This is a genomic window from Anabaena sp. PCC 7938 (assembly GCF_049315035.1).
Taxonomy (GTDB): domain Bacteria; phylum Cyanobacteriota; class Cyanobacteriia; order Cyanobacteriales; family Nostocaceae; genus Anabaena; species Anabaena cylindrica.
Genome location: NZ_CP186039.1, coordinates 174,563 through 191,267, shown reverse-complemented (window position 1 = coordinate 191,267; position 16,705 = coordinate 174,563). Strand labels below are relative to the sequence as shown.

Annotated in this window: 1 protein-coding gene; it reads right to left on the bottom strand. The window is 42.9% G+C overall.

The window, feature by feature from the left end; genetic code table 11:
• Positions 1 to 1,249 precede the first annotated feature (1,249 nt).
• Positions 1,250 to 16,129: a CARDB domain-containing protein gene (locus tag ACOWPH_RS30785; RefSeq protein WP_422665759.1), complete on the bottom strand. Its 14,880-nt coding sequence runs from the start codon at positions 16,127 to 16,129 to the stop codon at positions 1,250 to 1,252.
• Between the last annotated feature and the right edge of the window lie 576 nt (positions 16,130 to 16,705).

Genomic DNA, 16,705 nt, shown 5'->3' with positions numbered 1-16,705 from the left:
AATATCACCCCGTTCTGGCCAAGTAGTTGCCCAAAGTTTGCCGTCAGTGTTAAATGCTAAACTATCTACACGCAAATTGCTGTAATGAGTAAAAGTTTCACTGACAGGATTGAAAATTTCAATGCCTTTACCGGAAGAAACGTAAATTAATCCCGTACCAGCTTGAATTGCTAAAGCTTGGGTAATACTATCGCCATACTCCTTGACAATTTGCCCAGTTTGTGAATTAAGTTGTAGTAAGGGACCACCACCTGTAGTTGCCCAGAGGCTACCGTTGCTATCAATCCCCAGGTCAAAAATGGGATACTGCAAAGTGGTAATTGGAGTAGTTGCAGCCCCACCTGCTGCTGAGAAGTTGTAGAGAGAACCCCGGTTAGCACCACCACTAGCTAGTACTGAACCATCTTCAAGAACAGCGATCGCTAAAGGTGCTATATTGGCATGACTATTGGGAATGCCTGTAGCAAAGGCAGAAGCAACGAAGGGACGTAAAACGCTACTAAATTCAGATGGTTGAGTTGTGGGTACAGTAGATGGAATACCCTGTGTGGCTGCTAAGAATAGTTGATTTGTTGATGGTTGCGGTTGGGGTAGAGGGGGCGTACCTAATTCTGGTGAAGTCGTTTTCTCAACTGTCGGTAAAGTCCCTAAATTAACCGTAGAACCATCATTGGGGGCGCTAATTCCTAAAGAAGGTTGTTCCTTATTACCAGCATTATCGGTAGCCAGTGCCAAGAATTCATAGCTATGTCCGCTACGACCAACATAAACGCCACTCATCTCAGTAGTTTGCTGCTGCCAAATCTTGAAATCACCACCATCTTCAGCTACATAAACAGTAACGTGCTTAATTCCAGAACCAACGGCATCATCAGTTGCCGTCCACTTCACCAAATAGTCAGAACCACCTGCAACTAATGGTGTGGCAGTGACTTCCGTTGTTGGGGCAGTACCATCAATAATGTTAGTGACTTCTGCTGTATCTAAAGGTGCAGCCGTGTTATAAATAATTCTAGCCGTACTAGTAATTTCCGTCCCCGTCTCACTACCAGTTTTAGGGAGAATAGTGTAGCTGACAAAGGCACTACCAACGCCGCTCGCTGTATTGGGTGGCAACAGACCAATATCACGGTTCTGCACCACTTCCCCAGTATTCGGGTCAATTGCTTGGATTAACCAAGTAGCAGTGTTAGAAATTATATCTAAGCCAGCACTCACCCGTAAAATAAAGCCTTTGCTGCTGGTAAAATCAAAATCCCCAGAGAGAAGTTCCACGTCCTGTAGGAATATGAATCTGAATATCGCCTAAACGCAGAGAACCTAACTGGAAGGTACGGGGGTTGAGGTCATCATCAAGTTTGGTAACAATCCGTACTTCCCCAACATAACTGTCAGCAGCAGCAGCATTTTCAAAGCGAATGGTGTAGGGGAGTGCTGTTCCCACAGGAATGATATTTTCCATCCCATAGCCCAGCGGACCTGTGAGGGTAGCAAGATTACTAGTAGTTCCAGCACCGTTGAAGAAGCTACCAAAGCTAGGAGGTGGTACAGCAACGCCTTGGGGTAGTTCAACTCTCGCTTCTCCAAAAGGAACGTAGACGTTGAAGGATTGGGCGTGGGTTTTTTGTGAGAGACCTAAGTCGTATTGTTGAAGATCAACAGCTGAATTTTGTCCTCTTAAACTGGGGTTATTCCCATACCATTTACGGACTTGTTCAAAGAAGTTGACTAGGTTATTACTAGAGATAATTTGATTCCCCGCCGGACCCAGTAATAAACCAGTGGCGAGTGTCGCCATTAAGCTAATTACCTGGGGATTTTCACGAATTGGCGGGGCTGCGTTTTCAGGACGTAATAATCCCGCTTGTTCTAAAGCTGCTAAATATGCGTTTGTCCAAGTGTTAGTATCTGCCGCTAAGACAGTCAGCGAAATCGAGGCTGTTGGGTCTTTGAGAATCGCATTTCGCAACCGCAGTGCTTCTTGAGTTTGTTGTTGAACAAATTCCGCACGAGTCATTGCTGTTGCTGTCGCTAAAATATGGAAGCGGAAAGCAATATCTTCATCTAGAACATCGTCTAAACCTTCGGGGTCTTTAGCTAGTTCGTCTTGCAGTCCTGGATAAGTTTGAACGTTAAATGTGCGACCAACAAATCCCGCGTTGGGGAGGTCAAGGACATATCCTGGTGCTAAAATTTCGCCATTGGTATTGATATCGGAGATAAGACTAGCCCAAGGCACATCTTCCAAAACGCCTTCTGGGTTGCCGCGCAGATTTGAGCTAAATTCGGTGTAGGGAAGATTGAAGACTTCTGAATTTATTCCCAGTTCGGGAGTACCGATAGCAAAATGTACGTAGGGGGTGTCGATATTGGTTAAACTTTGGACTGAGACACCATAAGTACCTGCATCTCCAGGTGCGAGGATGCTTGACCCACCTAAACCGATGGTAACATCTTGTTCAATTGCCCGTTCAACTAAGTAGCGATAAGGAACAATTGCCACCTGGCCATCTGGGTTGATGACTTTAACATCATAAAGACCGTGAGGTGCGTCTGTGAGGTCAAAGATAGCAGTAATTTTGGTACTGTCAATGACTTGGTATCTGACTGGGTTATATTCAGCAATTCCAGGACGAACTAATTTCACAATTGCCCCTGACTGGAATTGTGCGCCTAAAATATTAGTGGTGACGTAGCGGCTATCTCCTCCCCGGTCGGTAACAACATCGGTAATTTCAAAAGGAAGAACATCAGCTAACAGGGTGAGAGGGGTGTTATTGTTGGGTTCAGAGTAACCCCGCACGAGTACATAGTAAGTTCCTGTTTTTGTGGTGGGAATTATGGCTGATTGATTTGGACCTAATACTCCTGTGTAAGCAGCATCATAAACAATACTGGTCGGTGCTTGCTGGAAGCGGACGAATATTTCGTTAGCAGCTTGAGTAGCATCCGAGTTGGCTTTGACTCGCAGGGTTTGACCAGCTTGGAGGTTAATTGCAAATAGCCTTTCCTGTCCGGTACTGAGGGTTGTTGCTTTGGCTACACCTAATTGTAACTGCTCAACGGTAACATTCAGGGAGTCAGCCGAAGTTGTGCGGTTGTTTGCTTCGTTTTCAGCTTCGTAAACTTGATTGAAGATATCTGATCTAACAATGATGCGATATTGTCCGGGAATTGCTGGGGGCAGATTTGTGATCAGGGTTGAGGTGTAGTCAGCAGCAGTGACTAAGTTTCCATTATGGGTTATTCGCCCAATGAGGCGGTCATTGATATCCCATATTGCATCTGTGGATAAGTAAACTGCATCACTCCATTCTCCGCTGGCTGGATTGTCACCGTAGTTAGTGACTTTCCAGCTAATTTCTATCTGTTCACCAGATTTCGCAGTACTGGGAATAGTAATTTCGCTTACTTGCAAATCGGCTGGTGGTGGCAATTCTAATACTAGGGGCTGAATGCTGGCTTTGGCGTTATTACCCTCATTATTGCCTTCAAATACCACACCGCGAGGGTTAGACTGGGGTGCATCGGTAATTACAAAGACGTAGTAGGAACCAACAAAGTCAGTGGGCAGTTGTAGCGTTTTGTTAACTGTGTAGTTGCCATTAGCAGTTAAGCCACCATTATGTTCTACATATCCCAGATAGCGATCGCTTTGTAAATCTAAAAATTCATCTCTGGATAGGTAAATTAAATCATTCCAGCGATTTTGTCTAGTTGGTGTATTCCCAACACCTTTATTTTCTACGGTGTAACTGAGATTGAAGCTTTGTCCGGTGGTAGCGCGTTCGGGGATAATAATTGAAGTTACTTGCAAATCTGCTGGTGGTTGCAACGTAACTGTCAAAGGTGCAGCAGTGATATTATTACCTTCATCTTGGAACTCAGGTACGCGACTTAATGTCTGGCTAATGCCTAGATCATAGGTGAGTTTATTGTTATTCCCCTTACTAATATTTGCATCCGTGAATACTAGTAAATAGAAATTGCCATCAATACCATCTGGGAGAGTAAATTGCCCATTACCAATGTAAGATTGACCCTGCTTTAAGCCGCTGTGATGAATAAAATTACCCAGCAAGGTGTCATTAAAGTCTAAAGAACCGTCCCGTGAAAGATAAATGCGATCGTACCAAGAATTTTCTCTGGTATCACGAGTACCTGTGTTGGTGACTGTCCAGTTGACTGAAATTGTCTGACCGGAAGTAGGTGATGTTTGAGGAACTACAAGATTGGTAACTTCTAAATCTGCTTCTCTGTAGGTAACAGGAATTAAGGAACTACCTAAATTGTTTGTCGTGTCTTCAAATACGCGATATTCAAAGCTATCCCGCAGCGAATTATTGTCGCCACCTGTGGGAATTTCACCCCGGAATTGTTCCGTATTTCTGTCGTAACTATAATCTGTACTAACATAAATATAATACTCACCATCAATTCCCGCAGGTAAAGTAATATCTTGGGTTTGCGTATAACTATCACCACTGCGTAATAGTTGTTGAGGACTATAGGGGACAAATCCGACTTTAGTTGCCCGTCCGGGGATAAAGGTGGGGTCGGGGGAAACCCAAATTTCATCATACCAGTAGCGAGTTCCAGCCCACATATCACTGCCGATATTCTTCACTGTCCACTCAACGGTGGTACGTTCTCCAGAGAAGTTTTGCGGCAGAGTTTTCACATTTGTTACAATTAAGTCTGCTGGACTGCTGGTGACAAGAGTGTTAGCGTTCAGCAGGTTGTTGTTAATATAAGGCCCTTCCCAAACGTTGCCATTAGGGTTAGTCTGAACAATAATGTAGTGACCACTAACACCTGGAGACAAGATGGTATCAAGTTTGCCAGTGTAGCTTTCATTCACTCCCAAACTACCACTGTGTCCGACACTACCCAAAAACCATTGTTTAGCTCCCGGTGCGTTGAGTGTGGGACTATCAGATAGGTAAACCTGGTCAATCCAATTACTTGTTGCTATGCCATTAGCACCTTGATTCTGTACTGTCCAAGAAACGCTAAATGGTTGTCCACCTACTGCTTGAGTTGTCGGTGTGACTGAAGTTACTACCAAATCCGGTGGTGGTGTCAGCAGGATGGTAATTGGTCTAGCTTTATAGTTATTGTTGTCCAGTTCTGTGGGGTCGTCTGGATTAGTATTAATATCAAAGGTGTCTTCTAAAACGACATTGTAAGCATCCGACCAAGCAGTAATGTACCACTCACCGGTGATTTGACCTGGGATGAGAACATTTACCTCCGCTTCATATTTTTCACCAACTTTCAACAAACCACTGTGTCCAACATTGGTCAAAAGAATATCTTCTGCGTTTCCTTCACTGTTAGTTGGGGATGGTCTATTTTTATCGCGGGTTAGCCAAATGGTATCTGTCCAACTATCCCGGTCGGTTTCACCAATTCCCAGGTTGGTGACAGTGTAACGGACTTTGATCTGAGAACCTTCAAAAGCTTGGGTGGGAGCAATTACTTGACTGGTAACTAAATCAGCAGGTGGCAGTGAATTTATATTTAATTTGACTGCTTTAATATTATTAGATTCTTGGGGATATTCATCTACTTGTCCAGAAGCATCTGCTTGGACAATCAGGTAGGCTTCACCCCGGAAGTATTTGGGAATTACCAAGGTATTAGCCTGGGTGCGGTAACTTTCTGTTGCTGCTAAGGCTGCACCATTGCTAAAGCTACCCAAAGACAAATCATCATAGCTAATTTTGTCATCTAGGGACAAATAAACACGGTCTTGCCAGTTGGGTGTGTTTGTGCTAACTATGCCTTCATTGCTGACGATGAATTCCAAAGAAATCGTGCCACCAGCGTTGGCTGTTGTCGGTGCAATAATTTCCTTTACTTGCAAGTCAGGACGAGGAGTTAAACTAACTAGCAGATTGTTGGGGTTTGTACTGCTGGTATTATTTGCTGTCGCACTATTCTCATATAGAGAGTTAGTAGTGTTAGTTTTGACTACAACTTCGTACAAACCTTGGAGGGTAGAAGGCAAAACAAATTGTTCAGAGCGGGTGTAGTTTTTACCTGCCTGGAGACCGTTACCATAGTTAAAGCTACCCAAGGAAATTAATTGCGCGTTGGAATTGCCAACTTCTTTGAGGAATATTTGGTCTGTCCAAAAACCAACAGCATCACCTGTGCCGGTGTTCCCTACTGTCCAGGAGACATCAATCTTATTACCAGATTGGGCTGTTGTAGGAGAAGTGACATTTGTTACTACTAAATCGGGAGGGGGAGTAAAACTTACTTGAACTGCGTTGGAGGTGCGGCTGTTGTTATTAGTGTAAATAAACTCGAATGGACCACCTGTAGTTACAACCAGGTAGTAATTACCTGAAAGTCCGTTGGGCAGGGTAACATCTACAGAGGAATTGTAAGTCTTACCTACGGCTAATGCACCTACGTGTTCAAAGCTTCCTAAGTCGGCAATGATATTTGTGCCTTCTGGGTCGCTGGCTAATGAAACATGGTCTGTCCAAGAACTGGTGTTGGTGATTCCAATGCCTGAATTGGTAACTTTCCAAGATACTTGCGTTTGTTGACCGCTACTGGCGGCTGCCTGTGTTTGGATTTCAGAAACTAGTAAGTCTGCATAAGGAATACGAACGACGCTGAAGGGATTATTAGGAGTAGTGGTATTATTTGTTTCTACGTTGTTCTCAAATACCTGAGCGGTGGCATCAGTTTGTACAAATAACTGATATTGACCTTGGAAACCGGCAGAGAGGCTGAGTTTTTCCGAACGGGTGTAATTTTCACCGACATTTAAAAATCCATTGTGAGTGAAGTTTGCTAGTATAATATCATCTGAGTTACCGACTGTACTGTCGAGTGAGGCAATAATTCGGTCAACCCAGGTGCTGGTTTTACCGATGCCATTGCCAAGGTTGGTTACTGTCCAGTCGATGGTTACACTTGCTGGATCGCCGATGGTTAAGGTAGGTGCGATAACATTAGAAACTGCTAAGTCTGCATAGGGCGCTAATTCGATTTGAATTAAGCTGCTGACAACGTTATTTTCTTCACCAGTGATTTCAATTACTTGCTTGTTAGCATCTGTGACTAATAATAAATAGCGTTCGCCGCTAATATCCAGAGGTAAATTCAAGTTAAGCTGTGCTGGATAGCTACTATTTGCTGCCAAGATTCCATCATGCTGGAGTTCTTGGAGGAAAATGTCACTGGTGTCAAATTGATTATCTGTGGAAAGATAGATGCGGTCAGTCCAATTGCCTGGTGCTTCTACTGAACCTGTATTAGTTACTAACCACTCTAAGGATACGGTTGTGCCGGATGTAGCTGTTGTTGGTGATGAGGTAATAGTTGGTACGAGGTCTACTGAACCCAGGGCGATCGCAACAGCTTTAACATTGTTGCTTTCGTTAGTCTCACTTTGACTATTGGTGCGGTCTGCCACAAACAACAGATAGCGGTTCCCTGTGGCGGTATTAGGAACAGTAATCTGTTTAGCAATGTTGTAACTGCCTCCTGGTGCTAATGGTGTTTTTTCTCCAGTCCAGATGTCAGTAATTAAGGTATCTGTAGCATCAAAATTCGTGTCATTAGAAATATAAATGCTATCGTACCAGTCAGCGAAAGCCGAGCCACTACCAGCATTATTGACTGTCCAAGAAACGTCTATGGTTTCGCCTAAAATGGCACGATTTGGAGATGTTGCCTCAGAGATAATTAAATCGGGGGCATTGATTGTTAAAGCTTTGGCACGTACATTATTATTTTCGTTACTTTCGCCTTGTACATTGTTGCCGTCTGCAACAAACAATAGATATTTATTACCTCTTCCTGTACCGGGGATACTAACCTGAAAAGTTTGATTATAGCTATTGCCAGCACTCAGGGGTGTTTTATCTGCTGCTGATAAGTAGTTTAATAGAGTGTCAGTTTCATCAAGAGTGGCATCATCTGACAAATAAACGTAGTCAGACCAGTCTGCTGGAGCCACAAGATTTCCTGTGTTCGTAACAGTCCAACCCGCCTGAATTGTTTGGCCTAAGCTAACAGTGGTAGGAGCAGTTGCATCTGTCAATTCAATATCCGGCGCACCCAGTTCAATTGCAACTGCTTTGACATTATTATTGTTATTCGTCTCAGCTTGATAATTGTCTCGATCTGCACTAACTAAGAGATACCAAGTTCCGGCTGCCACATTGGGAAGTGTAACATCTCTACCTACTATGTAGCTAGATCCTGCTGCCAATGGTGTCTTATCGCCTGTCCACAAGTATCCCAAGGAAGTGTCTGCACCATCTAGGGTCTGGTCTGCTGATAGGTAAACGTAATCATACCAATCTGCCAGAGCATTACCAGTTCCTTGGTTCGTAACTGTCCAGCTAACTGGGATTGTTGCTCCCAAAATACTTTCAGTAGGTGCTGTCACAGCAGAGACAACCAAATCGGGTGCTTTTACTTCCAAGGCAACAGCACGCAGATTATCTGTTTCGTTGCTTTCTGCTTGTTGGTTGCCATTGTTGTCAGCAGCAACTAACAAATACCAATTTCCAGGTGTGACATTTGGGACAGTAATATCGCGGTTGAAGCTGTAACTATTACCCGATTCGAGAGGACTTTGAGTCGCTGCTGATAAATTCCCTAAGTAAATATCGTTACTATCTAGGGTAGGATTACTAGAAAGGTAAATGTAATCCCACCAATCAGCTAGAGCCTTACCTGTACCTTGATTGCTGACTGTCCAAGAAACGGGAATAACTTCTCCCCAGGTGACGCTAGTGGGAGCATTGGTATCAGTAACTTGGAGATTTGGGGCTTTAACTTCAATTGATATGGCCTTGACGTTATTGTTGTTATTAATTTCACCCTGAGCATCATTGGCATCTGTGACAAATAGCAGGTACTTGTTGCCAGTTCCCGAATTGATGGGGATGGTAATGTTTTTAGCAGTTTGTGTATAGCTGCTGTTACCTGCTAACGGCACATTATCAGCCGCACTAAAAGTGGCTACAAACTTATCAGTCCCATCCAGGATAGGGTCATCTGAGATGTAAATTTGGTCGCCCCAAGTTGCAGCAGCACTCACTGTGCCAATATTGGCTACTACCCAAGAAACTTGGATGGTTTCGCCCCAGGTTGCAGCAGAAACGGTGCTACTGGCATCACTGACTATCAAGTCTGGTGCTGTTAGTGTAATTGGGACTGCGCGGACGTTATTGGTTTCGTCTTTTTCGCTTTGTTGCTTGCCTGCATCTACAGCAAATAGCAAGTAACGGTTGCCTGTAGTAGTGTTGGGAATTGTAATACTGCGGCTATAATTATAAGTCCCATCCACAGCTAAGGGAGACATTTGGGCGGCACTTTGAGAGGAGACTGCTACATCAGTGCTATCTAATATCTGGTCATCGGACAGATAGATTGTGTCGTACCAATCCGCTGAAGCTTCTATAGTACCTTGATTTTTGACAGTCCAGTTAACTGCGATGGATTCTCCCAAAACGGCTGTGGTGGGAGCAGCAGCAGTGGTGATTACTAAATCTGGGTCATTATCACCAATGGCAATCGGGATAGCTTTGACATTATTGCTTTCGCTGATTTCACCTTGGTCATTATTGAGATCTGCTACAAATAACAAGTAGCGATTGCCAATTTTGATATTGCTGGGTAATGTCAATAACTGGCTGACGCTGTATTCATCTCCGACTGCTAAAGGAGTCAAGTTACCTGTGACTATATCTTTCAGGAAAGTATCAGTATTAGTGTTTAAAGTATCATCATCTGACAGATAAATGCGATCGTACCAATCATTAATAGCACTAGCGTTACCTTGGTTTTTCACAGTCCAATTGACTTCAATCCTTGTGCTAGGATAACTTTTTACTGGTGCTGTAGCACTAGTTACTACTAAGTCAGGGGCTTGAACTGTAATTGATACAGCACGAACGTTATTCGTCTCGTTGAGTTCACCCTGGTAATTGTAACCATCGGCAACAAACAGCAAATATTGATTGCCAGTCCTTTCTTGGGGAATTGTAATATCACTGTTAAGGCTGTATTGCCCATTTACTGGTAATGGTGTTTGCGACGACACCAATTGATCTGTTATTCTGGTGTCGCTGGCATCTAAGGTACTATCACTAGAAATGTAAACAGAATCATACCAGTCTGCTGATGCTGTCAATGCACCTATGTTCTTGACTGTCCAAGATACTGAAATATTTTGCTGTGTTGATACTACACTGGGGGCTATTGCTGCTATCACTTCTAAGTCAGCATTTTCACCTGCAATTGTCAAGGAAATCGCCTTGACATTGTTATTTTCGTTGGTTTCACTTTGATAGTTATCTCTGTCTGTGACAAATAGCAGGTAACGATTTCCGGCTTGACCAATGGGATCGTTCGGTAATGTGACGCTAATATTATCGACTGTATAAGTACCATCTACTGCCAGAGGAGTTTCTGCATAATTCCAGCGATAGTCAAGTTGATAATCAGAGTCGTCGTAAACAGCATCGTTAGATAAATAGATGTAGTCATACCAATCCTGAGAAGCTGTGCTTTCACCTTGGTTTTTGACTGTGTAGGAGAGTGAGAGGGTAGAGCCAGGGGCAACAGTAGTAGCAGAAGTACTAGCGTCAGAGATTACCAAGTCAGCAGCTTTAATGTAGATGGGGACTGCTCTGGTATTGTTGTTTTCGTTAGTTTCTCCTTGGTAGTTGCTATATGTATCTGTAATGAACAGCAAATAACGACTACCTGCTTTAGCATTAGTGGGAATTGTGATGTCTTGTGGAATATTGTAGCTGGCTCCAGCCGCTAAAGGGGTGTTTTCATAATTCCATCGGTCGATAATGTATTCGTCTGAGTCGTCAAAGGTTGCATCATCCGAGAGATATACTGAGTCGTACCAATCTGTTTCAGCAACAACATTTCCTTGGTTGGTAACTGTCCAAGATAGTGATACCGTTTCCCCTTGTGTAGCGGTGATTGGGGCTGTGGCATCTGACACGACTAAATCTGGGGCAGTGATGGTGATGGGAGTTGCCCAGACGTTGTTAGTTTCGTCAGTTTCACTTTGATAATTATAGCGATCGCCCACAAACAGCAAGTAACGTTGTCCCAGGGGGGAGTTGGGAATTATAATACTTTCAGTGCGAACTTCACTTGCACCTGCGGCTAAAGGGGAAGAATTACTGAGGTAAAAGTCAGCAACATAGGTGTCCGTGACATCAAATTTGGCATCATCGGAGAGATAAACTGAATCATACCGCTCTGCTGCTGCTGATACATCTCCCGAATTTTTGACTGTCCAAGACACAGCAACTGTTTCACCCAGTGCTGCTGTTGTGGGAGTGCTGCTGGTGATAATAGTCAGATCCGGAATTGTAATATTAATCGGGATAGCATAGATGTTGTTAGTTTCACTGGTTTCTGCTTGATAGTTGTTTCTATCAGCTACTACCAGCACATACCATTTCCCTGACCCAGTATTTTGTGGTAATGTAAAAATCTCGCTCTGACTATAAGTTTCTCCTGCTTCTTGGTTGCCGTTAATCCAGATATCACCCATGTAGCGATCTGAATTATCAAAAACAGTGTTATCGGAAAGGTAAACTGAGTCATACCAGCTATTAGCATTAGCTAATACATTTCCTTGGTTTTTTACAGTCCAGTTCACTGTTATTGATGAACGCTCGGCTGCGGTCGCTGGAACTGTTGCTGCTGTTACAATCAGGTCAGGGTTGGTAATAATAACGGGTAAAGCGTAGGCATTGTTAGTGCGTTCGCTCTCAATTTCGGTATTATCTGGATTAACCGCAAACAGTAAATATTTATTTCCCAACTCAACAGTTGTCGGAATTTTAATGCTCTTGGTTTGCGTGTAGGTACTGCCACCTGCTAAGTCCGTATCTGCGGTCAAGCCAGTTATTAGCGTATCTGCACTATCTAGGATCAGGTCATCAGAAAGGTAAATGTTATCATACCAACGACTCTGGGTAGTATTACTACTTTGATTGGTAACAGTCCAGGTAGTGTTGATAGTTTGCCCTTTAGTGATCACGGTGGGAGCTGTTACCCCACTAATCTTTAAATCAGCTAAGTCTTGAGGCGGTGTTACAGATGTCGGTGTTAAAACACTGGCAGGAATTAGCTGCTTACTGCCTCCCACTGGAGTGTAACTAAGATTTACCCCACTTCCGTAGTGGTGATTGTTATCAAAGAATTCTAAGCGCAGGTCATGTTCGCCTTGAGTTAGGTTAATTGTTTGCGAGAGTTCTTGCGAGTAATACCCCTGATTATCAATCAGCAATTGCCCATCAATGTAGAGGCGATTACCGTTAGTATAGTAATCTTTTGTTGTGTAAAAAGTTATATCTCCTGCTGTAGCAATATTAATTTTTCCTGTCCAACGAACTGCAAAATTATTTGTCAAGCCCGGAATATTAGCAAAATTATTATTTTCAAAGTTGAAGTTTACCTGTTGATCAACTTTGGTATAGGTAGGTTGGAGAGTGCTAAAGTCAGGAAAGGTAGTGACACTGTTACTAGAAAGATAATATTCACCCAGCAATCCTGTGGTTAAACTGCTAGAGAGAGGAATGTAAGTGGCAGTGTTAGGATTAGTAAGAAGTTGGGGACTATTTTGGTTTTGGACTGGACTACCTGTTTGTAGTAACGGTAAATTTGGGTCTTTGTCAACAATGTTGATAGAAACGGCTTTGACATTGTTATTCTCATTTGATTCACCCTGCTGATTACCCCGGTCTGCTACAAATAGCAAATATTTGCTGCCCTTTGTGACAGTATTCGGTAGTGAAAGCAATTGCGTCACAGTATAGCCAGTGCCGCTGTCTAAAGGTAATAACTTTTGCGTTTCTGCATCCTTTAACAAAATGTCTGTAGCAGTAGAAAGCGTGTCGTCATCTGACAAATATACGGAGTTGTACCACTGAGTCACTGTACTACCGTTCCCTTGATTTTCAACCGTCCAACTCACTTCTATCTGCGCCCCAGCATAAGCCTGAGTCGGAGTAGTTGACGCAGTTACCTGTAAATCGGGAGTTTGAACATCAATTTGCAGCGCCCGGACGTTATTAGTTTCGTTGATTTCTTCTTGATAGTTGTAATTGTCTGCTACTACCAATAAGTACTGAGTACCAGTTCTCCCTTGAGGAATTGTGATATTTAACTCTTGAGTGTACTCTTGCCCAGGGGTCAGTGTGCGATCGCCGTAGGTTTCGTCTAGGTAGGTATCGCTGGTATCCAGGATAGCATCACTGGAAATGTACACTTGGTCATACCAATAACTGGCACTGGTAGGTAAGTTACCGATATTCTTACCTGTCCAAGCAACGGTGATATTTTGTTGTGTGCTAACATTTATTGGTGCGTTAATTGCTGTCACCGTCAAGTCTGCGTTGGCACTTGTAACTCCGGCAATCGTTAGAGGAATGGCTTTAACATTGTTATTTTCGTTGGTTTCACTCTGATAGTTGTAAGCATCAGCCACTACAAGGAGGTAGCGATTACCTGCTTGACCGATCGCTCCTCCTGGCAATGTTAAGCTGAGATTATTAACGGTATAAGTGGCATCTGCTGCCAATGGTGTTTCTGTAGAGGTATAACGCTTATTGAGGTAAGTATCTGAGCTATCCCACACCTCATCATAGGACAAGAAGATTTGGTCATACCAACCCTGATTGGCACTTACTTCTCCTTGGTTTTTTACGATGTAGGAAACTGATAAAGTTGTTTCTGGATCTGCACTGTTCGCACTAGCGGTTGCATCTGTAACCGTTAAATCTGGTGCTTTAATTATGATCGGAATTGCATAAAAGTTGTTGTTCTCGTTGGTTTCTTGCTGGTAGTGATCTCGGTCAGCAACTACTAGTAAATAACGATTGCCTGCTGTGGCATCGCTAGGAATATTAAATGTATGCGTAGCAGTGTATGTGGTATTACTGCCTAGGGGAATCAGATCACCTGTCCATTTCTCTGTAATATACTGATCTGAATCATCATAAATTGGGTCATCTGACAAATAGAAATAGTCGTACCAATCTGCCCCTGCAACCACATCTCCCTGGTTTGTAACTGTCCAGTTGACGGTAATTCCCTCACTGATTCCTGCTGTAACTGGTGCCGAGCCGGCAGTTATCATCAAGTCCGGGGCCTTAACTTCCACCGAAATAGCTTTAACGTTGTTATTTTCGTTAGTTTCATATTGATTGTTGTCTGCGTCCGCGACAAATAACAAATAGCGATTTCCCAGTGTAGTATTGGGAATATTCAATGTTTGTGTCAAGGTGTAAGTATCACCAGCCAATAGAGATGTCCCTGAAATCCCAGAATCAAACCCGCTCACCTGCGTATCTGTTCCATCCAAAGTTTGGTCATTGGACAGGTAAATGGCATCGTACCAGCGATGGGTTGCCTGCACGTTACCTTGGTTGAGTACTGTCCAAGATACTTCAGCAGTGCTGCCTACTGTGACAGCAATGGGTGCAGTTGCTCCTGTTACTACCAAATCCGGTACGGTAATGTCGATGGGAACAGCCCGGACGTTATTGGTTTCACTTGCTTCAATTATGTTATTATCTCGGTCGGCAACAAATAGCAAATACTGTTTTCCTGCTCCTACCCTTTCTGGTAGTGCCAGGTTTTGGGTGCTTATGTAACTGGCACCAGGGGCTAATGGAATTTTATCTCCATTCCCCAAATAGCCAATATAGCTGTCTGAGCTATCAAAAACAGTGTTATCTGACAAGTAAACGTAGTCAGACCAATCGTTTGCCGCTACGCCTTCTCCTTGGTTGGTGACAGTCCAAGTTAAGGAAATAGTGCTGCGTTCAGGAGCGGTAATGGGTGCAGTTGCATCTGTGATTACTAAGTCCGGCGCACCAGAGGTGGCAATGAGGCTGTATGTTCCTGTCCTGCCGCTACTGTAACTGGTAGACCGCACTATGTAGTTTATGCCTTCAATAGGAGTAAATCTGAGCAATGAGTTATTCCCAGTCCCAGAGTTATCATCCTGAGCAATGACTTGTCCTGTATCTATATTGATAAGTTGGAGATAGGTATCAAAGTTTGGGGAAGATAGGTTAAGGGTAACAAGTTTCCCCACAGTAAAATCAATTAACTGGTAATCATCACTGTATCTACCACTACGAGTAGGGTTAATTGTATCAGTTGTACTTAAATTACCGACAACTATGCCATTTTGAGCAGAAATTGTTGATAAATTTAGCTCTAGTGCTTCATTAATGGGTTGATCTGCTTTACTATTTTCTAGAATTTCCTGTGTGAGCAAGCGTCTTGTTCCTATTGCCAATGCCTCACTCATTACACTATTAGAATCTAAGTGATCCAGACCTAGTACATGACCAAACTCGTGAGTCATTACTGTCAATAAATCTACGCGCCCAAAAGCTAAGTCGCTTTCAATTGCCTGCAACTCGCTTGCAGAAACTATATTGCTAAACTCTACATCATCACTAGGTGAAGAATCAATAAACCATGCAGTACCAGCCGCATCTTGGTCAATGGTAACGACATATCCTTGAGTTAAACCCAGTTTATAACCAGGTAAATCAGCGATCGCTAATTGTACTTCCTTGAGTATACCTTGTTCTCCGGGAGTAATGCCTGCATTTGCCCATCGAGCGATCGCCTCGGTACGGAATTTTTCTAATATTTCCGGTGTTAGTTGCTTAAATTGCTGACTTGAGTTTGTTTCACTAGGTACACTTTTAGTGTCAATCTGCTGATTACTATTACTTTTTCCGGCTGGGGGAGTATTTAGGAAATGGTAAATGGCTTCATTCTGATTTAAAAAGCCAACTAATGGTTTATCACTTGTAGTCCCTGTGAGCAGGTCAAAGCTAGTAGTTGAGTTTGGTTTAAAGAACGGAGGAACTGAAGTTATGGAAAACTCTTCTGCAAAAGAAGTTGGAGATAATGAATTATCAATTATGATCAGGTCTGTGCTGGAAGCGCCAATAAGTCCATTTGAGGAGTTATTTGCATAAATTCCAATTCCTTGACTCAACTTTAATGGATCTTCAATCACGGACATTATAGACCCGTCATTCACCAGCAGTGAGTCGGTGGTTGGGAACAACTCATTTATCCCTAGCATTGAGACCTCTAATTATTTTTAATACGTAAGTAATTGTTAGAAGATGGTTTTTGGAGGAAGTTTCCGAAAAGAGCGATTACAGGAGATTTACAAGTGTGAAAGATTAGCAATAGTTAATACTCTGTGCGCTAAACTGTTCAGATACTAAGTATCTCCAAAAATGAAATATGCGTTATAGCGGGTGACTCTTAACAGGTGACAGCCTGAAAAGTTTTTTGGTGTCTAGGTTTTATAATCAGTTGGTGTCCTAACCTTCCTGTCCGTTGCTATATCTCAAATTTTTGTAGAGACGTGATCTGGTTAGGGATTCTCGGCTCTACATTCTTTTGCTGGAGATGTCTATACTCCGTCAATTTTGAAAACTGGAGATTTTCCTATCAAAAAACTACAGATTTCAACTTAGACAGGGTTTACTTATGGTCTTTGGCTAGAAATAAAGTCTGTGCCAATTACAATAGTCCAACATAAAATTTTAGCTAATCTCTAATGTTGCACTTTCAATGTCTAGTCACAGCAGTATGAGGTAAGTAGGCAGGATAAAACAGAGATATGTTTAGTTTTGTAAAAACGGTGAAA